Origin of the sequence: Amycolatopsis sp. MEPSY49 (assembly GCF_051337345.1) — a bacterium.
GTDB lineage: Bacteria > Actinomycetota > Actinomycetes > Mycobacteriales > Pseudonocardiaceae > Amycolatopsis.
Genome location: NZ_JBDLYJ010000013.1, coordinates 1 through 19,967, shown reverse-complemented (window position 1 = coordinate 19,967; position 19,967 = coordinate 1). Strand labels below are relative to the sequence as shown.

The 19,967-nt window shown below is 68.5% G+C and carries 19 protein-coding genes; 6 read left to right on the top strand and 13 right to left on the bottom strand.

Translation table 11 applies throughout. The annotated features are described in order from the left end of the window. Positions 1–42: 42 nt before the first annotated feature. From ABFJ78_RS39740 to ABFJ78_RS39690, 11 genes are all read right to left on the bottom strand, one after another. Positions 43–582, bottom strand: coding sequence for a hypothetical protein (locus tag ABFJ78_RS39740; protein ID WP_436392624.1), 540 nt, complete (start codon positions 580–582; stop codon positions 43–45). Beyond that, entirely contained in the window at positions 566–1,660 is a 1,095-nt protein-coding gene (locus ABFJ78_RS39735; protein WP_436392623.1) for an SPFH domain-containing protein, read from the bottom strand. The genes ABFJ78_RS39740 and ABFJ78_RS39735 overlap by 17 nt, the downstream gene beginning before the upstream one ends. After that, complete coding sequence (locus ABFJ78_RS39730; protein ID WP_436392622.1) at positions 1,657–3,909, bottom strand: hypothetical protein; 2,253 nt, start codon at positions 3,907–3,909, stop codon at positions 1,657–1,659. The genes ABFJ78_RS39735 and ABFJ78_RS39730 overlap by 4 nt, the downstream gene beginning before the upstream one ends. Then, positions 3,899–4,978, bottom strand: a complete 1,080-nt coding sequence (locus ABFJ78_RS39725) for a toll/interleukin-1 receptor domain-containing protein (RefSeq protein ID WP_436392621.1) — start codon at positions 4,976–4,978, stop codon at positions 3,899–3,901. Before ABFJ78_RS39725 ends, ABFJ78_RS39730 begins: the two co-directional genes overlap by 11 nt. A 32-nt stretch (positions 4,979–5,010) precedes the next feature. Further along, the gene (locus tag ABFJ78_RS39720; protein ID WP_436392619.1) at positions 5,011–6,033 is read right to left on the bottom strand and encodes an OmpA family protein; all 1,023 of its coding nucleotides are present in this window, start codon (positions 6,031–6,033) and stop codon (positions 5,011–5,013) included. Positions 6,034–6,874: 841 nt separating this feature from the next. Beyond that, positions 6,875–7,069, bottom strand: coding sequence for a hypothetical protein (locus ABFJ78_RS39715; RefSeq protein ID WP_436392618.1), 195 nt, complete (start codon positions 7,067–7,069; stop codon positions 6,875–6,877). Then, the gene (locus ABFJ78_RS39710) at positions 7,066–7,791 is read right to left on the bottom strand and encodes a hypothetical protein (protein WP_436392617.1); all 726 of its coding nucleotides are present in this window, start codon (positions 7,789–7,791) and stop codon (positions 7,066–7,068) included. The genes ABFJ78_RS39715 and ABFJ78_RS39710 overlap by 4 nt, the downstream gene beginning before the upstream one ends. A 116-nt stretch (positions 7,792–7,907) precedes the next feature. Further along, a complete protein-coding gene (locus ABFJ78_RS39705) occupies positions 7,908–8,321 on the bottom strand; it encodes a hypothetical protein (protein ID WP_436392615.1) in 414 nt (137 codons plus the stop codon). Positions 8,322–8,469: 148 nt separating this feature from the next. Continuing rightward, a complete protein-coding gene (locus ABFJ78_RS39700; RefSeq protein ID WP_436392614.1) occupies positions 8,470–9,201 on the bottom strand; it encodes a hypothetical protein in 732 nt (243 codons plus the stop codon). Between the two features lie 136 nt (positions 9,202–9,337). Next, positions 9,338–9,679 (bottom strand): hypothetical protein, encoded by a 342-nt coding sequence (locus tag ABFJ78_RS39695; protein ID WP_436392613.1) that lies wholly within the window; start codon positions 9,677–9,679, stop codon positions 9,338–9,340. Beyond that, positions 9,676–10,275, bottom strand: coding sequence for a toll/interleukin-1 receptor domain-containing protein (locus tag ABFJ78_RS39690; protein ID WP_436392612.1), 600 nt, complete (start codon positions 10,273–10,275; stop codon positions 9,676–9,678). Before ABFJ78_RS39690 ends, ABFJ78_RS39695 begins: the two co-directional genes overlap by 4 nt. 380 nt (positions 10,276–10,655) lie before the next feature. On the opposite strand from ABFJ78_RS39690, the gene ABFJ78_RS39685 reads away from it, so the two are divergent. From ABFJ78_RS39685 to ABFJ78_RS39675, 3 genes are all read left to right on the top strand, one after another. Beyond that, positions 10,656–11,222 carry an NUDIX domain-containing protein gene (locus ABFJ78_RS39685; RefSeq protein ID WP_436392611.1) on the top strand — a complete coding sequence of 189 codons (567 nt, stop codon included), beginning with the start codon at positions 10,656–10,658 and terminating at the stop codon, positions 11,220–11,222. 120 nt (positions 11,223–11,342) lie between these two features. Then, a complete protein-coding gene (locus ABFJ78_RS39680) occupies positions 11,343–11,525 on the top strand; it encodes a hypothetical protein (RefSeq protein ID WP_436392610.1) in 183 nt (60 codons plus the stop codon). Between the two features lie 133 nt (positions 11,526–11,658). Beyond that, complete coding sequence (locus ABFJ78_RS39675; RefSeq protein ID WP_436392609.1) at positions 11,659–12,966, top strand: helix-turn-helix domain-containing protein; 1,308 nt, start codon at positions 11,659–11,661, stop codon at positions 12,964–12,966. Here the strand turns inward: ABFJ78_RS39675 and ABFJ78_RS39670 are convergent. After that, positions 12,963–15,932, bottom strand: coding sequence for a tetratricopeptide repeat protein (locus ABFJ78_RS39670; RefSeq protein ID WP_436392608.1), 2,970 nt, complete (start codon positions 15,930–15,932; stop codon positions 12,963–12,965). The two genes, ABFJ78_RS39675 and ABFJ78_RS39670, sit on opposite strands and share 4 nt — an antisense overlap. A gap of 280 nt (positions 15,933–16,212) precedes the next feature. Between ABFJ78_RS39670 and ABFJ78_RS39665 the strand changes: the two genes are divergently transcribed. The 3 genes from ABFJ78_RS39665 to ABFJ78_RS39655 all read left to right on the top strand — a co-directional run bounded on the left by ABFJ78_RS39665 (position 16,213) and on the right by ABFJ78_RS39655 (position 19,064). Continuing rightward, positions 16,213–16,866: a vWA domain-containing protein gene (locus ABFJ78_RS39665; RefSeq protein WP_436392607.1), complete on the top strand. Its 654-nt coding sequence runs from the start codon at positions 16,213–16,215 to the stop codon at positions 16,864–16,866. A gap of 234 nt (positions 16,867–17,100) precedes the next feature. Then, positions 17,101–18,594, top strand: coding sequence for a tRNA (N6-isopentenyl adenosine(37)-C2)-methylthiotransferase MiaB (gene miaB / locus ABFJ78_RS39660; protein WP_436392606.1), 1,494 nt, complete (start codon positions 17,101–17,103; stop codon positions 18,592–18,594). Beyond that, on the top strand, positions 18,591–19,064 hold the full coding sequence (locus tag ABFJ78_RS39655) for an Rv2732c family membrane protein (protein ID WP_436392605.1): 474 nt from the start codon (positions 18,591–18,593) through the stop codon (positions 19,062–19,064). The genes miaB and ABFJ78_RS39655 overlap by 4 nt, the downstream gene beginning before the upstream one ends. Positions 19,065–19,067: 3 nt before the next feature. Here ABFJ78_RS39655 and ABFJ78_RS39650 read toward each other — a convergent pair whose 3' ends face one another. Beyond that, complete coding sequence (locus ABFJ78_RS39650; RefSeq protein ID WP_436392604.1) at positions 19,068–19,526, bottom strand: hypothetical protein; 459 nt, start codon at positions 19,524–19,526, stop codon at positions 19,068–19,070. Positions 19,527–19,967 lie beyond the last annotated feature (441 nt).

The following is a 19,967-nucleotide window of genomic DNA, read 5'->3' as shown; positions in this document are numbered from 1 at the left end:
CCTCGGGCTTTCCGGCACTGGCGGGCCGGGGGGCACAGGGGATCATTGGCCGACCGACGCCAGCCATACCTCCACGGGGCTGGCGCACCGCGGTGCGGTACCTGACGCGCAGTCCTGGTTGTTCCAGAGCAGGAATCCGGCGGCCAGAAGGACACCGATCAGCCACGGGCGGATCGTCCGGGTCAGGGAGAACTTGGGAAGCGCTCGCCTGACCAGGTCTTCGGTTCCCTCGATGACAGCCACCACGGCGGAGCCGTAGCCGTACACGACTTCCGGCGGGGTGCGGCCGAGTCGCCGTGCGACTCGGCTGACGCCGAGGTCGGGAAGCAGAAGCAGAACGAGCATCGCACGGGTGAGCAGCTTCACCGGGTGGACCAGTGCGCCGCCCAGCCACGGGAACAGCTTGGCCGTGAGCAGGCGCAGCAGGGCGAACGTCAGGAACCCGGCGACGACCAATTCCACGAATGTTCGGATCCAGAAAGGAAAACCGATCTGCGTGGCCGCGCTGTCCAGCAAGCCGATCAGGTCACCGAGCACCGGAACGTCCGCTACCGGACTGAGTAAATCAGGCTTTGCCGACATCGTCCTCGTCCTCGTCTTCGTCGTCCAGGTCGGCGCGGCTGGACTTCGCCGTCACCGGTTTCGGCCCGCTCTCGACAGCAGGCTTGCCGACGAGTGTGTCGTTGGCGTCGGCGAGCAGGCCGGCGACGTCCTTCCGGGTCACCAGCCGAGATTCCAGCAGCGTGTTGAGCACCGTCATCGACCGGTCGTAGTCGAGCTGCTTCTGGTCCTTCCACAGCTCGAGCACGTCCTGGATGTCTTCCTTGTTGCCCGAAAGGCGCAGCGCGAGCATGTTGATGTCGCCTTCGCGCAGTACTTCCGCGTAGAACCTCAGGCGCTCCTGCTTGAGTTCGAGTTCGTGCTTCTCCTGCATGTTCTTCAAGGCACGCTCGTGCTCGGCCTGAAGCACTCGCAACTCTTGGGCACCCAGCTCCGTCTCCCGGTCGCGGATCCGCTGGGTCCGCCGGGCGATGTGGTCGCGCGTGCTCTCTTCGAGGGCCAATACCGCCGAACAGTTGACCACCTCGACGACCTCCGAGACGCGGATCACCTGGTCGCGGAACTCGTGGGCGATCTGGCGCTCGGCACTCGCGCTCTTCTCGACCTCGAACCCACGAGTGATGTCGCGCAGCCGCTCTTCGAGAACGTCGCGGATGACAGCGCGCGGTTCGACTGTCTTCGCTCGTACGGCGGCGACAGGGTCATGGACCCGCCACGTCACCCGGACATTCGCGGTGAAGTAGAACGCCTCCTCCTGCGACGGCAACTCCAGCGAGTAAGTTTCGTAGTGCGGCTGGATGTCGACCAGGTACATCTCGCGCGGAGTGGCCAGCCACAGCTCGCCCATGGTGAGCCGGCCGCTGCCGAGGCGGTAGTCCCCGCTCTTCGTCACGTAGACCACGGCCGAATGGCCGGAAGACGCCGGGTTGTCCTTGCGGAGAGAGGCACGGCTGACCTCAATCGTCCGGACGATCGGTACCGGAGGGGGGCCGGTCTCGGGTTCGGGCTTCGCGTCGGATTTCGGTTCCGGAGCCGGCTCAGACGCTCTGGCGTCGGGCGAGCCGGCGGCGTCGTTCGGGGCAGGGGGCGGAACGGTCATCGAGTCTCCTCTTTCTCGTCGAAGTGGCGAAGTACTGTCCGGGCCGCGTGGCTGGCGCCCTGCCGGGCGCCGGCCCACTGCTCGAGGTCGTAGCGAATGCCGGCGAGGTCGCCGGAGCACCGGCCGATGTCCCGGAGGAGGTCGGCCAGGGGCTCAGCCATGGCGCGGTCTTTACCGGAGATCCGAACCCAGTCCTTGAACTCCTGGTAGGCGCCGCGCAGGAAATCGGCGGTCTGCAGCATCCGGGAGAACAAAGTGAGGATCTGCGTTCTCCGGTCGTCGTCTTGTCCAGCCAGCCAGACCAGCACCGGCCAGTGCTCCGAGCTGCCTTCCACGCTGACCCGGACATAGCGGGAGATGATCAGCACCGCCAGCAAAGCGGTGTCGCGCCGGTCAGGCGGCTGACCGTCCCGAGACCAGCGGATGAGTGCGTCGAGGACTTGACCGGGGTCCGCGCGCAGGAACAGCTCGCTCATCCCTTCACCGACGGCGTAGGCGGTGACCGGGACGGCGGCCTTGCGCATCAACCTCAGGGCAGTTCTCGTGCTGATCGAAGTCATGCTGCCCAGTGCTTCCGCGGCGGTCGCCCGCAGCGCCGGGGTACCCCGGCGGGACCACCTGTCGAGCAGTTTGGACACCACGTGCACGAGCTCCGGGAGCTGGCCGGGCACGTGCAGCGCCGCGACGGCCGCTCTCCGCTCGTCCGGGTCGCCGGATCCGGCCCAGCGCACGATCATCCGGTTGTACACGTAGGAGAAGTCGTACTGGCTCAGTGCTCCGACCGCGACGCCGACGCGGGCGCGGACCTGCGGCGCCTCGATCCCGCCGAGGTCGTAAAGCCAATCCAGGACGACGTCGAGGGCATCGGTGTACTGCGCCTGCAGCCGGTCCAGCACACGCGCTGGGAACCGTTCGTCCCGGAACCGGATCTTCCGGATCTGGACCTGGCCGTAGATCGTCTCCTGCGTACTGTCCACGAGCTCCGCTCGTGCCCACTCGACTCGCTTCGAGAGCTGTGTCGCGAAGACACGTCGCGCACGATCCTCCCGGCGTGGGGCCTCCAGCCGCTTGAACCGGTTCGCGAGCATTCTCGCGGCCGTGGAGACCATCTGCACGGATTCGTCGTTGAAAACGGCCAACGCGATGACGAACGCGCGCTGGTCCGTGTCGGGCAGCGCATCGAACCAGCGGGAGAAGTCGGCCGAACTCGCTTGGGAGTAGCGATCGCGGACGTAAGCGAGGTCGAGCCGGTCGTTGGCGACATCGATCAACAGCTGGCCCAGCTTGGCCAGCTCACGGGGCGGAAGCTCGTCACCGAGCTGCTCGACGATCTCCAGGACTTCGGGCCTGGTCAACAACGTCTGGTCAGCGGTCGTGGAGCCGGCGAGTTCCCAGGCGACGTAGCGTTCCAGCAGCGGCTTCGGCTGGATCCGGCCGAAATCCGTGACCACGAAGTCGCCGATTTCGCTTTCGCGCAACCGGACGGACTCGTCGACGATGACGACGAGCATGCATCCCTGCTCGCGCATCGTCTGCTCGAGCTGCTCCGCGTGGAACGCCTGGAAATCCGCGGCTTGACCGGGATCCAGCGACTCCAGGAGGTAGCCGTGCGACGGTTCGAGTTGTTCGGCGGTCAGCTCCTTCAGCGGGCGGTCGGGATCGAGCTTTCGGACGCCTGCACGGCACGTCTCGGCCAGTAGCCGAAGTGCGGTCGTCGTCCGGCCAGTTCCCTTCTTCGTCTGGATGAACAGCAGTTGGCGGTGTTCGAGCCGGTACCGAAGCTCGGCGTAGCCTTCCGGCTCCACATATGACTGTTCGATACGGTCGAGCACGTCCGGGGGGACCATGCCGCTCCGAAGCCGCAAGTCGACGTCACGGTAGCCGCTCGCACCGTGCCGATCACCGACCTGTCCGACAGATGTGGCGCCGAGGAAGAAGTTCGCGGTGCCGAGGGAGCCGGCCAACCCACCGGTGTTCCAGCCGAGCAGGGACCGCACGGCCGCGTCGACCTCGTCGCTGAACCGGCCACGCGCCTGCGCGCTTTCCGGGTCGGCTGCCTTCTCCTGCGCCGCATGGATGTCGTCCTCGTTGTCCTTCTCCTCATCGTCCTTTTCGGAATCCTTGTCGGACTGCGCCTCCTCGGATCGCTTACTTCGATCGGTGTTGTCCCGTGGGGGCGGTGGGGGCGCGGGTTCGGCCTTTTCCACCGGTTCCGGTTCCTGTTCCGGTGTCGGCGACTCAGTCGTCATGGCCGGCACCTCCGTAGTAACGGTCACCGACCTGCCCGATAGGCGAGCGGTAGAAGAGGTTGTGGGTGTCCCCGTGGGTGATTGACGGTCCGGTCGGCGTCGGCGTCGGCGTGGCTTGCCGGTCTGGTGGGCGCGGATAGCCGAACACCCGGACGTGGAGCGCCGTCCCGGTTGCCGTGGTGACGAGGCGGTACAGCGACGGATTGCTACCGCCCCGCCCGGGCCGGATCACGGCGTCGTAAACCCTCTCGGTGGCAATGACGGCGCAGCAACGCGCGTCCGGAATCCGGGCGACGAAATCCGTGACAGCGGCGGACAAGGCCGCCTCGACCGCGGTGTTGACGTCGAACGCCGCCGGATAGTCGACGGGCGGAACCTGTCCGCAGTGCACCGCGATCCTGAGCGGACCGACCCGGCTCTCACGGGAGGCCCGCTCGGCGGCGTTGGCCAGTGTCGTCACGACTTCGGCCGTCCGCAACGCGGTCTCGGGAATCACGCCGATCACCCGGGAGGGGGCCGTGAAGAGCTGCTCCGAGGTGAGGTTGACCCGGCACTCCGTGAGCGCGTGCTCCAAGATTCCGCGGAGGGAGTCCGGCGATCCGCCCGTCAGCACGACGATCGACGAGTCGACCGGCGCGGGTCCTGACCCGCTGCCGTGCTTGGCCAGCAGAATGGTGGCCAAGCTCGCGGGCGAGGTGATGCGCGCGTCCACGTGTCCGGTTGTCGCGCGCAGCCCCGGAATGGGTGTGTCGTCGAAGCGGATCGGCAAGATGTAGTCGCCCTGGCTGCGGAACGCTCGATCCTGGGCTGAGCGCCGTTCGTGCCGGGTCCACATCCGGCGCGCGAACGCAGCCGAAGCGAACAAGACACAGAAACGGGACTGGCGGTTGTACACGTCGTCGAGACGCGTGTAGAGATCCGCGCCGAGCAGGTCGGCTGTCTCTTCGGAGTCGTAGAACACGCGCAGGCCCGCGGTGAGAAGGTGCCGGGCCACGTCCTCGACGTACGGTCGCTCTTCGGCCGCGAAGGAAAGGCAGAAGTCGTACTCGTAGCGGGGCTCGTCGGTCATGGGGCCTCCTGTTCGGTTCCCGGCCTGCCCGGTCATCGGTGCGTCACCTCGACGATCACCGTCCGGTTGCGTGCGGCGGCGGCCGGGATGAGTGAGCCGTCGGAGTCGTGGTCGGGCACGTAGCCGTCGAAGTAGCTGCCGACGCCGGTGGTGGACACCTGCTCACGCTTGGCTCCCCGCTCGACGAGGAGCTCGGCCACGGCGTTCGCCCTCGCCTCGGCCAGGGCAACCTGCCCGTCACGGGCGCCGTTGCGGGCAGTCGTTCCGGTCAGCCGCACGCTGCGGCTGGTACGGCCGGTGAGCCAGCGGGCGACCGGCGCGATCACCTCGGCCGCCGCCGCGGCGTCGCGGAACTCCGCGCGGTCCGGCCGGAACCCGACCTTGCCGTCGTCAGGCAGCACGAGCTTGGTGAACTGGTCCGGGTCGAGGTTGTCGGGCAGGGGGACGGGAACCGCGCCGACCGCCGGCACTCCGGTCGGAGCCGGTCCGCTGTGGGGCTCGGGCAGCACGGCGACGCAGTCCGCTTTTCCTGCCTTGACCACGGCCTTGTACAGCTCGGTCAGCTGGTTGTGCCGGGCGGTGTCGAGAGGTGCCTGCGGTGCCGCCGTGTCGCCGATGCCGGCGAGCAGGACAGTCTTGTGCCGCAGGTCGGGCACCGCCTCGCCGAGCGCGCCCGCGACCTCGGCGGGGTCGGCGTCAAGCAGGCCCGGTTGGCGGAAGTCGAGCGGTGGCAGAGTCTGCAGACCGGAGTCGACCAGCACGACCGTGCCCGGGCCGTCTCCCGTCGCGTGCGCGGCGACGGCGAGCGCGCCCAGTACGTCCGCTTCGGGGACCTTGGCACGCACCGACGTCACCATGGTGGCGAACTTGCGGACGAACCCGGTCCGGTCGTTGTCCAGCTTCGCGGTGTTGTTGGCATCGGAATGGAAAGTCGCCGACTCGGTGACCGCCGGACGTCCATCGACGTTGATCACCGAGACCTTGAGCCCCGGGGTGTGGTCCGGCACGCCGGCCACCGCGGCCTGGACAATCTGCCCGACTTGCTCCGGCAGCACCGGTTGAGGGTTACCGGACCGACCGCCGGCCGCGACGGCGAGGGGACCAACGGCCTGGCACTGTCCGGTCTGCGCGGCCACGGGTGTGACGGCGTCCGTTCCGGAGCTACACGCGGCCAGGGCGGGTAGCAGCGCCACCGCGGCCAGCAGGGCGTGGGGGAGACGACGAAATCCGAACAAGGTTCCTCACAACTTTTCGATGTCGGGCTGGGTGGCTCCGGAGCCGAGAGCCGCCAATCCGTGGCGGTCCCCCGGTCCGAACGACCCGGTGATGGGACTGGAATGCATGACAGCGCTTGCCCGCAGGGCGTGTCCCAGCCCCAGGGCGTGTCCCAGCTGGTGTCGCAGGTGCGCGGTGGTCTGGCCGGGATCCACCACGCAGAGACCGCGGTCGAGGTGTCCAGCGCCTTGCGCAGTGCTGAGCTCGCAACAGTTCTCGCCGGATGCCGCAGGGCGTACGAGGATATTGCCCGGAGCCACGTCGACGGCCCGCGCCGCGGGTGGATGTGCCGATGCCATGCGCAGCGTGAGCCCGGTCAGCAGGCCGAGCTCGGCGACGACCTCGTCGAGGTCGGCCGGCGGCCTCCACCCCGCGGATTCGGCTGGTCTGACAGCGATGGGGAGTGCCGGCCGCCATCGGACCGGATTCCGCCCGTGGCAACGGACGAAGGTGAAATCGACACCGTGGGCCATCGGCAGCGGTCCGGCAGGCCATCGGGTCGGCGGAAGTGGCACGGGCGGTGCCGGCGTGCCGGCCTCGCGCAGGGCGACGTCCGGGTATCGGCCCAGTGGTCCATTCGCCGTCCGGCCATTGCGGCGGGATCGCATGCGTTCGCTCCGTTCAGTTCCAGGTCCAATGCCGCCGGCAGGCCGGGCAGACGAGTCCCGACGTGCACTCCTGGCAGAGCCGGCCCGAGTCGTAGGCGCCCGAGCAGGCCGCGCACACGTCGAGCTCCTGGCGGCAATGCGGGCAGCGGGGCTTGGGCGGCTCCGCGACGGTTTCCCGGCCGATGAGTCGCTGGTACCACCCGCTCATCCGGCGCGCCGCAGTTCTTCGTCACCGTCGTCGTCCGGCTCCGCGGCCGGGCCGGGCGACGGCAGTGGCACGGGTCCGGTTTCCGTCACGCCCGTCTTCGCCGGGTCCTGCATGTGCACGGCCATCAGGTGCCTCGCGTAGTTCGCGAGCTCGGCGCCGAGTGCTTGACGCTCCCGGATCGCGGCGGTCATCCGCTCGTCCTCCCGGTCGAACTCCCCGACGCACTGGTCGACGACGGAGTTCGCGCGGACCTTCAGCGCGTCGAGGCGGGCGACTTCGCTGCTCTGCCGAGCCGATTGACGGACGAAACGACGGTGGGCGAAGTAGACGGGGTTGTAAAGGCGTTCGGCTTCGAACGCGGTGCACAGTCCGCTCACGACGTAGAGGGCGAAGAAGAACCAAGCGGCGTAGTGGCCGCGCTGGACCTCGGCGGGATCTTGCCCGGTTCCCACTCCGAACCCGATCGCGGATTCGGTCAGCTCGGCGCTGTGCGCGCGGACCACCAGCAGCACGACGCCCAGCGCCAGCCAGGCGATCGCGAGGATCACGATCGTCGGGACGACGCCGGTGCGGCCGTGGCGCAACCCGGCGATGGCGACCCCCGCGGTAGCGGCGGCCATCAGCGCCAACGCGGTCGCGCCGAGCGCCATCAGCGACGAGAACACCTCGGCCTCGTTCAACAGAAGGTCGAGCACGGATTTGAACGCGACAGTGTCGGTCATCGCACCGACGAAGATCAGGATCGCGGCAGCGACCAGACCGGCGGATCCGCGGCCGGCAAGCAATTCCGGGGCAGCCCACCCGGTCGGCTTCTTCCGGTCGGTACCGAAGACACGGTTCATCGCTCATCCTCCTCTTCGTCGTCGCGAACGGGCGCCGGCCGGTCCGGGCCGACGTCCCGCCGGTGGCCGGTGAGCTCGGAGCGGCATTGTTCGAACGCCTCGTTGAGACGATCCAGCTCATCGGAGGCGTGCCCAGCCTGGAGTTCCAGCTCTCGCCGGTACTGCGTTGCTTGGCCGAGGTGCAGCGCGAGCACCGTCTGGTGGTCGAGGTACTCGCTGCGCACGGACTCGATCCAGGCGGCCACCCACGATTCGATGACCAGATCGAGCGCCGCGCCAGTGCCTTCGTCGACCGCGTCTCCCAGCTGTTCCACCAGCTGACGCACGCGCTGGCGGCAGGAACCCCGTTCCGGTGCGGGCGGCATGTCGAACGGCACTGCGCGCCAGCGGTCGATCTCGGTCAGCTGCACGAAAGGACCGGGCTTGCTGTCGGGCCCTGGCCGGTCGGGCATGACGTCCTGCCAGGTGGGCTCGGCCGGTTCGGGTCTTCCACGGCGGCGGCGAAACATGGCGAATCCTTCGTGGTCGTGGTCGTGGTCGTGGTTCTGGGGCGAGGAGTCAGCGCTGCTCGGCCGGCTCGGGCGGTGCGTGCACGCCGAGCGTCTCGGGCTCGTGAACCCAGGCAGGCAGCCGAGGCCGGGCCAGTGCGAGCAGCGGGATGAGCGCGCCGCCATCGGGGTGCCGGCGGACGAGGTGGCGTTCGTAGGTACGGCACCGCCGCTGGGCGTGTTCGTGATGGAGCTGGATCCGGGCCAGGGTCAGCCTTTTCCGGGCGACGATCCCTCCCTGTAGCCGGGCCAGCTCGATGTGGAGGGAGCGAGCCTGCTCCACCGCGCGCCGCTCTTCCTGCACGAGGGGGCCGCGGCGCCCGTTGTGCTCACGCTGGCGCCGGGTCCGGACCAGTTGCTCGTCCACTCCGGACTCGACCGCGTTCCGCCGGGTGAGCTCCTCTTCAGAAGGCACCGCCGGCGTCGCGGCCAGCCGGGCGCGGGCCTCGGCGACCTTCTCTTCCGCGCTGGTGATCTCGCCCTCGAGCTCTTTCCGCCGCCGGACAAGCGGGTGTATCTCTTCCTCCTGCCGGAGCAGTTCGCGTGCGGCGAAGACATTGAGGTGGTGCTGACGCACCCCGTGGTACGGCGTCGCGGCGAATTCATCGTTCACCGGGAGCGCGGGAAATCCCGATTTGCCGTCCTGGCGTCCGGCTCGCCGGTCGGCCAGCCGGGCCACAGGCCCGTAGCCGAGTGCTTTCCGGCGTAGCTTGTCGGACTCGCGGTCGGGGTTCTTCGACATGCGGCTCCTGTCGGGAGGTGGCGCGGCGCGCCGGACAGCTGGGACTGGTGGTGCCGAGCTTCTCCCGGCTCCGTGGAACGTCGGTGGATCACGAATGGACCAGAGGCCTTCACCGTGGATTCCGGTCGCGCCGGGGTCAGTGCGATCGGAACCAGCGCCGGATCAGGGTTCCGGTGAAGACCAGCAGCGCGAAGAAGATCACCGCCCTGACAAGATCCCCGTGGTCGTCCGCGTTACCTGTGTACGACGCTGCTCCATAGACGAAGAAGACGATGTCGACGAGCATGATGCCAAGCACCCAGCGTCCGGCGTACGAGCGAGCTCGAGCGACCTGTTGATACGTCCGACGGTCGCTCTGGTCGAGGTAGTCCCCGTTGTGGATCGTCTGCCCGCCCTGCGCGATGTAGTTCGTGCCGCCCTCGGTGTGGTTGGACTGCCGGCCGCGTGGGTCGCTTCCGTGATCGGGTGGGAACGTCATCGTCGGCCTCCTTCGGTGCCGTTGTTGTTGACCGTCTGCGTGCCCTGGCAGATGTAGTTGGTGCCACCGGAGACCGATGTGTACTGGTTCTGCGGGCGGTCCGGAGCCGACCGCCGGGGGCCGTCGTTGGAGGTCTCGCCGTAGGCCTCCGTGAGTTCGTCGATCAGTCCACGGAGGTCGGTGGTGAAACTCCGGTCGCGAAGCCGCCGACAAGTCGAGCTCGACAGCGATCGGACGTCGGCGGGCAGCTCCGCGGCGGACGGGAGGCGCACGTCGTCGAGAAGTACCGGCACGACCGGGATACCGTGTTCGAAAGCCGTGCGCAGTTCGAACCTGACCCAGTCCCGCGGATCCGCGAGCCGCGATCGTCCGCGGTCGTCTTGAGCGTCCAGCCAGTGCGGACCGATGATCGCCAGCACGAGGTCGGCCGCGGAAACCGCGTCCCGAATGGACATCGGATACAGTTCGCCGGCGCGAAGCGAGTCCCGGTCGCGGAAAACGCGCTGCCATCCGGTTCTGTTCGCGAGTCCCGCCGCGATCTCCCGTGCCACGTACATGCTGTCCTCGTGGCGGTAGCTGATGAATATGCGGCGCATCGATCATTTCTCCTTCTGTGGCGCCGGACCGGGCTGAATCCGGCGCACAGCGGTCATCCACGGGAACCGGCGCCGACCGACAATGGAGTTCGAGTGGAACTCGAACTTGCCCCGGCGAATTCGACGTCCTATGGATCGACGTCGAGCTCGTGCTCGTTACGGCGTTTTGGAACTGTTACTTCGGTGAAGAATGACCGTCATCAGCCGATGCTTCGGCTCTTCGTGCCGTGGGCAATGATCATGTTGGGCTTCGTCCTCGGGTGACTACCGGGAACGCGGAGGCGGCCTTCACCCGATTGCGACGATGATGCGGGGTCCCGTTGGACCGGGCGTGGATCGGACGTGTATCGCTCGGCGGAGCGTTGTGATTGACTCGGGAAGTGATCGACGATGGACCGGATCCTCCACCGCGACCCTGGTCGCGGCTGCGCTCCACCAGTGTGTTCTCCTCACCGTGGTTCGACGTCCGGAATGACGCGGCCGTCCGCCCCGATGGTTCTACCGGCCGGTATGACCATGTCGTGTCCAGTGGCTCTGTCACGGTGGTCGCGCTGGCGGAGGACGGCCGGGTGGCCGTGACACGGCAATGGATCTACACCCACGGCGAAACCCAGTGGCGATTGCCCGCCGGCCGAATCGACTCCGCCGACTCGAACCCCCGCGCCGCGGCGGCCAGGGAGCTGCGTGAGGAGACCGGGATTTCCGCCACGAGCTGGCGTCATCTCGGCACGGTGAACTGCGCGGACTCCTTCACCAACCATCGTGATCACGCCTTTCTCGCGACCGAATTGGATCAGGGCGCCGCGCGGCTGGAGCCCGGCGAAGCCGACCTGCGCGTATACCTGCTCCCTTTCGAAGAGGCGTTGTCGCTGGTCACCGATGGCCTGATGCCCCACGCCGGCAGTTCGTTCGCCTTGCTCATGGTTCGTGCATTGGGCGTTGGATGAGCGAGTTGACCGTTTCCTGAAACGTAGGGAACGTGCAACCCGTTGTGGACCGAGCCTGGTCGGATGAATCCTCGGAACCAGCGCAATCGCGCTCGTTGAGAATCAATTCGAGGAGTCGTCATGTCTGTTTCGTCGTCTGTTCGTGGTCTGGTCAAGGTCGCTGCCGCGGTCGCCACGCTGACCGCGCTCGCCGTCCCGGGCTTCGGTCTCGCCACATCGCTCGCGGATGGCGGGTCCGCCGCGGTTCCGGCCGTGACGTCGCCGCCCTTGGCCGCTCCCGACGGGCATTCCTGGATCGACTGAAAGGCGTGGACGGCCGTTCTGCTCCTCCGGTGGGTTCCGGCGCGGAGCCGGACGGCCGTCCGGCACATTGCTTTAGTTCGGTGACGATGCTGTACTGCCCGCAGGGTGAACCTCGCGAAACGGGGAGGTTGGCGTGGTCGAGTCGTTCGGTCGGAATATGCGGGAGCTGCGGCAGGAGCGCGGCCTTTCGCTGGAAAAGCTCGGCCGCAAGATCAATTACAGCAAGAGCTACCTCAGTAAGATCGAAAACGGTCTGAGCGCGCCGACGGCCGACGTCGCGAAAAGATGCGACAGCGCGCTCGAGACCGGCGGCACGCTCGCCGCGATGATCATGTCCGCGAAGCCCGGGATACCGGAGTGCGGGCCCGAAGCCGGGAATGGCTACGACGGGGTCACCGACGAGGTTTGGGTGATGGTGATGGATCTGGAAGGAACGTCCGGCTTCCACCGACTCCCGCGTCGGCAGGTCCTCGCCGGATTCGGGATCGCGGTGGGATACGCGCTGACCGGTGGCGCCCGGCCGACGGCCGACCCCACGACGATCGCCGGCCTGCGCGGCGCGTTCGACCACTACCGCAGGCTCGGCACCACGAGCCGGCCCGGCATCGTTTTGCCTCAAGTCGTCGCACATGTGCACACGGTGCGTTCGCTCGCGGGCGGCGCACTCGCGCCCGAAGTGCGCGACGAATTGCTCGTCCACGCTTCGAGGGCCGCCGAGTACGCGGGCTGGATGAGTCAAGAGGCCGGTGACGACCGGGCCGCCGCGTGGTGGACCGCGAAGGCGGTCGATTTCGCGGCTTCCGGCGGAGACCACCACCTGGGTAGCTACGCGCTGGTGCGGCAGGCAGAACTGGCTTTGTACCGGCAGGATTCCCTCAGCACCGTCGAATTGGCCCTGCGCGCACAGGCTGATCCGTCGGCCGGGCCGCGGATCCTTGGGCTCGCGGCCCGATGCGAAGCGCAGGGACACGCGCTGGCCGGTGCTCCCGACGACTATCTGCGCGCACTGGAACGCGCCAGGGCGCACCTGTCCGAAGGTGCGCCGTCCGGGGCTCCGGGCCTGGTGCTCGGTTCCGCCAGCGTCGTCGACGAGGTCGCTCTGGCCGAAGGCTGGTCGCTCTATGACCTCGGCCGTCCCGCCGACGCCGCGGAGATCTTGGACCGGGAGCTGCCCAGGATCGCCGCGGACGCGAGGAGGGCGCGCGCCCGGTTCGGAGCGCGCCGCGCTTTGGCGCACGCGGGCAACGGTGAAATCGAACATGCCTGCTCGCTCGCCCGTGAAGTGCTCGCGGACGCGGCGCACGTCGACTCCGCCACAGTGCGGATCGATCTTCGCCAGCTTTCGCGCACGCTCGCCCGATGGCACAACCACCGGGCGGTGCGCGAACTGCTGCCCGAACTGGCTGTCGCGTTGAGGGTCGACCGGGTCCAGCCCACCTAACTGGCCGCGGTACATCCGCACCGGCACCCGGCCACCTCGGCTCGTACTTCGTCCGCCTCCGTCCACCCCATTTCCTCGAAGGCCGCCAGTGCGGCGCTCCAGTGCACGGCGGCAGCGGCGTGCTCGCCGGTGCGGTGCAGTACTTGTGCGGCGCCGCGGTGTGCGTGAGCTTGCTTGCCCCGGTCACCCGTTCCGCGGGCGAGGTCCAGGGCCGCGAGGCAGGACGTGAGGCTTTGGGTGTGCTCCCCGCGGGCCAGCTGGGTCGCTGCCCGGTCCAAGTAGAGCTGGGTGCGAAGACCGGGCTCCGCGACGGTGTCGGCGACGGCGCGCGCGAGCTCGTGGTGACGGACGGCGTCATCGAGCCGCTGTTCGAGGCAGTGCACCACACCGATGTTGTTGAGCGCGTAAGCCTCGCAGCTGCGGTCGCCCACGTCCTCGGCCAGTGCCCTGGCTTCTTCGTGGTTCGCCAATGCGTCGGCGTGGCGGCCCAGCCGACGTCGCACCACACCCAAGTTGTCCAAGGTGTGGGCGAGGCCTTGGGTGTGACCCAGCTTGCGCAGCAGGCCCGCGGCCGCGACCAGTCGTACTTCGGCGAGCTCGAGATCGCCCCGCAGCTCGTGGAGCTGCCCGACGTTGCTGAGTACGTGGGCCTGGCCCCGGAGATTTTCGATGTTCTCGTACTTCCTCAGCGCAGACTCGTAGTTGGCGATCGCCGAACGGGTGTCGCCTCGGTCCGAGTCGACGCTCGCGATGGCGCACAGCGCGCCGGCCTGGCCCAGGTCATCACCCAGCTCCGTCGAGAGGCGCAGTGCTTCGGTGGCCAGTTCGAGCGACGGCGCGGCTCTGCCCGCCGTCCGATGCGCTCCGGCCAGCCGCAGCAGGACGTAGGCGAGCCCCGGCCGGCTCGCCCCCTCGGTTTCGAGGACCTTCCTGGCGAGCTCGAGCGTCTCGGTCCACTCCTCCAGGAGCCCGCCTGCGTAGTAGTAGCGCCACAAGAGCACAGCCAGCTGCCAGGTGTGCTCGAGGCGGTCGTGCCGCGCCGCGTACCGGATCGCCGCGAGCAGATTCAGCCGCTCCTCGGACAACCAGGTCAAGGCCGCCCGGTTGTCGCCGAACCGGACCGCGGAAGGGCACTCACGCCGGATGGCGGGCTGCCGGTCCTGGTCGAACGGGTAGGCGGTACGCATCGCGTTCGCCGTCGTGACCAGGTAGAAGTCGAGGAGTGAATCGAACCGGTCGGTATCCGCGCCCGCCTGCGCGGGGAGGCCGGCCGCGTATTCTTTGAGCGGATCGAGGATCCGGTACCGTCCTCGCACGGGTTCTTCCAGCAGGCTCGCGCCCAGCAGACCGTCCAGCAGTTCTTGCGCCCCGGAGGGAGCGGTCCCGACCAGCGCGGCCGCCGCGGGCAGGGTCAAGTCGTGCCCCGGCAGTCGCCCGAACAGGCGGAACAGCTGTTGCTCCAGCTCGTTGAGCTGCCCGTAGGAGACCGCGCAGGCGCTGGCGGCGCGCCCAGCCAGCCCGGGGGCGTCCCGCCACGGTCCCGACTCGTCGAGCAGCGCCGTCAGTTCGGCGAGCGTCCACGAGCCGTGCAACCGCAGCTGCGCGGCCAGCATCTTGATGGGGAGCGGGACGTTTCCACACCGTGCCACGAGGCTGTCGACGAGCGCCGGCTCACTCCGGACCCGATCGGCGCCGACCAGACCGTGGAACAGCTCGATGGCCGCTTCCGGCCGCAGCGGCCCCAGCTGGATCTCGTCGGCGATGTCGACACCTCCGGTTCGCCGACTGGTGACCAGAGCGGCGCAACCGGGTTCGGCCGGCAGGAGCTGCTGCGTCTGCTCTTCGCCCGCTGCGTTGTCCAGCACGACCAGCGTGCGCGTTCCGGCCAACGCCGCCTGGTAGCAGGCGATGCGTTGACTGATCGTCGGCGGGTGCTGTTCGGGTGGCATCCCGAGCGCCGTCAGCAGACTGGCCAGCGCGTCCTCGGTGGTCACCGGCGCCACTCCCGGTGTGAAGCCGTCGAGCTGCACCAGCACCTGACCGTCGGGGAAGCGTTCGCGCAGCAGGTAGGCCGCTTGGACGGCGAGCGCGGTCTTGCCGATTCCCGGCATCCCGCTGATCCACAAGACCGCCGACCGCTGCGCGGCGGCCGCGACGAGTATCCGCGACTCGATCATCGCCAGTTCGTCCCCGCGGCCCCCGAAGTGGGGCGGCCGGCCGGGCAGCAGGACGCGTCGGCCGGTCAGCTGGGCGAGCTTCGCCAGCCGGCGCAGCTCGATCGGGACGTCCATGCCGTAGTCGTTGAGCGCCGTCCGCGTGTCGTGGTAGACGTTCATCGCCTGCACGCGGTCGCCGTTGGCCACCAACGCCCGCACCAGCAGGCCGGCGAGCTTGTGCCGCGTCGGTTCGGCCCTCACGACTTGCTGCAGCCGGTCGCGGACCCACCGGTGGTTCCCTTCGGCGAGTTCCAGCTCGGAGAGGTCGCCCAGAACATCGAAGTACGCCTCTTCCGGCGAGAAGAGACCGGTCGAGCCGACGCGATCGCGATCGAGGTCCTCCAGGTACCGGCCACGCCACAACCCGGCGGCCTCACGCAGCAAGGTGAGCCGCCGGGTCCGGTCGGGGCAGTTCTGCGCCTGGTCGCGCAGGGTCATGAACCGCACGAGATCGATCCGCTCGGGCGCGATCCGAAGAACGTAGCCCGTCGCGACGCGGTCGATGACCGGTCGATCGGCCGGCTCGGACCTTTCGAGGATTCTTCGCAAGCGCGCGACGTAGCCGGGAACCAGGTTCGTCTTCGGCTTGTCGACGCCGTTCCAGACGATGTCGGTGAGCCGTTCGGCCGACACGGCGCGGTTCGCGTGCAGTACGAGGACAGCGAGAATGTACCGTTGCTGTAAGTCACCGAGCTCGACGGGATGACCGTTCGTTCGCAGTTCGAATGGGCCCAACAGGAGCACTTCCATGCCGCCTCCTCCGACGCGGTGTCACGACACTCTCAGTGAAACCGATCCTTCGGGGGCATGAGAACACGTCGGGGTTCTGGTCCATTTTTCGTCCACTTTAAGTCCTTTTGTGTCCTGAACCGGCGGTCCGACGTCCACGAGCGGTCCATGCCTTGTCCAAGCCGGGATGTGAGACTTCCGGAAGAGTCTGCAGGAACGGAGAGAAGCGGTCCTGCGTAGTGGCGGGCGAGACCCGCGGTCACGGTGAATCACCGGCCTTCCCCCGAACCAGGAGAACCCGATGTCCGATCGAGTCCTGCCCTTCTACGTGGTCTGCGACGAGTCCTACTCGATGGCAGATCACCTGGACCTGCTGAACGACTGTCTCGATGACGTGTACCGGGTCGTACGCACGGATTCGGCTCTGGCAGGCCGGGCGCGGCTGGGGATGATCGGTTTCTCCCGTGAAGCCCGGGTCGTTGCTCCGCTCTCCTGGAGACCGGAAAGAATCGCCAGGCCGGGGCTCAGAGGGGGAGCGGAGACCAATTTCGGCGCTGTGTTCACGACACTCCGTGAAACGATCGAGCGTGACGTCGAACGGCTCCGGGCCGAATCCTGCTCGATCGACAGGCCCGCGGTGTTCTTCCTGTCCGACGGGCAGCCGACCGATCACGCGGACTGGCCCACCGCCCACGCGAGACTCCTGGACGAGAACTGGCCGGCTCGTCCCCGGATGATCGCGTTCGGCATCGGAGACGCCGACCGGACGACTATGCGCCGGATCGGTACCCATCGCGCATACCTGAGCCGGACCGGCGTGACGCCCCGCCGCGTGATTCGCGAGTTCGCGAAGACGCTGACCAGTTCGCTGATCCTGTCCGGGGCGACCGCCGGCGGCCTGCACGTGCCGGCGCAGGTCGTCGGCTTCACCTCGCTGGAGCCGACGTCGGCCTGACCCGGGCAAAGCCGCCGCACCTGGCGCCGATCGTCGCCTTCGACATCGCCGTTGGTCCACAGACCGGTCGGTGTGAGGGTCTGGTCCCGGCACGTCCCCCTGCCGCAGGTCGTCGTTCGCGAGTTCCGGGCTGGTGACCTGGGCGGTCTTCCGGCGAGTTGTCCGCCAAGCATGGTGGACCGGCTCGGTGGGGGGCAGCTTTACCAGGTGAGGGCAGGTCTACCCTGGTGGTTGATGACCGAGAACCAGGCACCCAGGGCGTACCAGATCCGCACCTTCGGCTGCCAGATGAACGTGCACGACTCCGAGCGCCTCGCCGGCCAGCTCGAGGACGCCGGGTACGTCCCCGTCGACGGCGGGGCCAAGCCCGATCTGATCGTGTTCAACACCTGCGCCGTGCGGGAGAACGCCGACAACAAGCTCTACGGCACCCTGGGCCACCTGCGCCCGGACAAGGTCGCCAACCCCGGGCTGCAGATCGCTGTCGGCGGGTGTCTCGCGCAGAAGGACCGCGGGGAGATCGTCAAGCGCGCTCCCTGGGTCGACGTCGTCTTCGGGACGCACAACATCGGGTCGCTGCCCACGCTGCTCGAACGCGCGAGGCACAACGCCGAGGCCGAGGTCGAGATCCTCGAGTCGCTCGAGACCTTCCCCTCGACACTGCCCGCGAAGCGCGAGTCGTCCTACGCGAGCTGGGTGTCCGTTTCCGTCGGGTGCAACAACACCTGCACCTTCTGCATCGTGCCCGCGCTGCGCGGCAAGGAGCGCGACCGGCGGCCCGGCGAGATCCTCGCCGAGGTCGAGGCGCTCGTCGCCGAGGGCGTGCTCGAAGTCACGCTGCTCGGCCAGAACGTGAACTCCTACGGCGTCGAGTTCGGCGACCGGCTCGCCTTCGGGAAGCTGCTGCGCGCGACCGGCGCCATCGACGGCCTGGAGCGCGTGCGCTTCACCTCGCCGCACCCGGCCTCCTTCACCACCGACGTCATCGAAGCGATGGCCGAGACGCCGAACGTCTGCCACCAGCTGCACATGCCGCTGCAGTCCGGGTCCGACCGGGTGCTGCGCGAGATGAAGCGGTCCTACCGGTCGGCGCGCTTCCTGAAGATCCTCGACGAGGTGCGCGCGGCGATGCCGGACGCGGCCATCACCACCGACATCATCGTCGGCTTCCCCGGGGAGACCGAAGAGGACTTCCAGGCCACGCTGGACGTCGTCGAGCAGGCGCGCTTCTCCAGCGCGTTCACCTTCCAGTACTCGAAGCGCCCCGGGACGCCCGCCGCGACGATGGCGGACCAGCTGCCCAAGGAGGTCGTGCAGGAGCGCTACGAGCGCCTGGTCGAGCTGCAGAACGCCATCTCGTGGGAAGAGAACAAGAAGATCGTCGGCCGCCGGGTCGAGCTGCTCGTCGCCGAGGGCGAGGGCCGCAAGGACGCCGAGACGAACCGGATGAGCGGCCGCGCCCGCGACGGCCGCCTGGTGCACTTCACGCCGACCGGCGCTCTCGTCGACGGCGCGGTGCGCCCGGGCGACGTCGTCGAGACGGTCGTGACCTACGGCGCGCCGCACCACCTGGTGGCCGACGGCGACCTGCTGTCCCACCGGCGGACGCGGGCCGGCGACAACGCGGAAGCCGGGCTGAAGCCGAAGACGAGCGGCGTCACGCTGGGACTGCCGGGGTTCGGTGCCCCGGCCGCCCTGCCTGAGCCGGTGAGCGGGTGTGCGCTGTGACGGAGTCCAAGGGCAACGGCGAGCTGGCCGAGCTGGCCGCCGAGATCGACGAGGTGGGCGACCGGGCGTCGCGCACGGTCGAGCTGGGCCGGCGCGGGTTCACCATCGCGGTGTTCACGTTCGTGCTGCTGATCTGCCTGATCCTGCCGTGGGTCGGCGACCACGCGGGCTGGCAGGTGCTGGCCGGCGAGGGCGGCGGCATCCCGCAGCTGTTCGCGGCGACGTCGACCGCCGTCGGCATCCTGGCCTCGGCGCTGGCGCTGGTGACGCGCCGGTGGTGGCTGGCCTGGGTGTGCGCCGCCGGCGGCTGGTTCGCTTCGGTGGACGGGCTGCTGGCGATCTGGTCGCAGCAGTCGTCGCACGCCAGCGGAGCCGCGGGCGGCGGACCCGGGTACGGCCTGATCATCGCCTGGATCGCGATGATCTGCCTCGCGGTGCAGTGGATGCGCACCGCGTTCTCGCGCTCGTAAGACTCAGCCCACCCGCAGGGTGAGCGTGCTCGACGAGTACGCGGCGGCGTACAGCGTCGTCTCGGGGTGGTAGAGCCGCAGCGAGATCGTGGCGCTCAGGCTGAAGCTGAGGCTGAAGGAAAAGCCCCCGTTCGGCCGGCAGGTCGTGTCGGCGAGGTTCACCCAGACACCCGCCTGCAGCTGCTGCACGATGACGGTTTCGAGGGTCTGGGTGCCGTCGGTGCGGGCCGCGTCGAGCACCTTGAGGTTGCCCTTGAGGTCGACTTTTTCGTTGACCTTGACGTGGTCCTTGCCGAGCTTGCCGTCGACCTTCACCTTGCCCTTGCCGGTTTCGGCTCCAGCGGAGGCGCTGACCGGCGCGGCGGTGGCGGGGGCGGCGAGAGCCGGGACGAGCCCGGCGACGGCGATGCCGATCACCAGAGCGGAGAGGGTCCTTCTGGTGCTGAGAAGTGTCCTGGTCATGATCGAAGTGGAGCACCGGGAGCCGCGGAGAGCGCCCCGAAACCCCCGGTAGTGGTGGCGACCGGACCGCTTCGGGTGACGTGTTAACCGTCCGCTTGCCGGAGGGCCTTCGCCTGGACTGAGCCGGTGTCGGCCTCGAACCGGCGCGGAGTTGGGCGAGCGGCGCTTCCGGTGGCGGGCGTTGTGAAAGGGTCATTCATGTCGTCGGACGAGGTGAATGAGTCGTTCACTACATCGGTGCCGACGCGAGCCGCCGGCCTCACGAGCGCACTGGCGGGCCTCCCGCTGCTTCGAGCAGGGCCTGCGACCACGGGCCGGGAAAGCAGGCCCCGCCCTCCTTGGCAGACCCCGCCCTCCTTGGGCAGGGTTCCGGCAAAGTCAGGTCAGCGCGGCCGATCCGGTCGCCCGCACGTCATGAACGGGTCGTTCACCTCGTCAGAC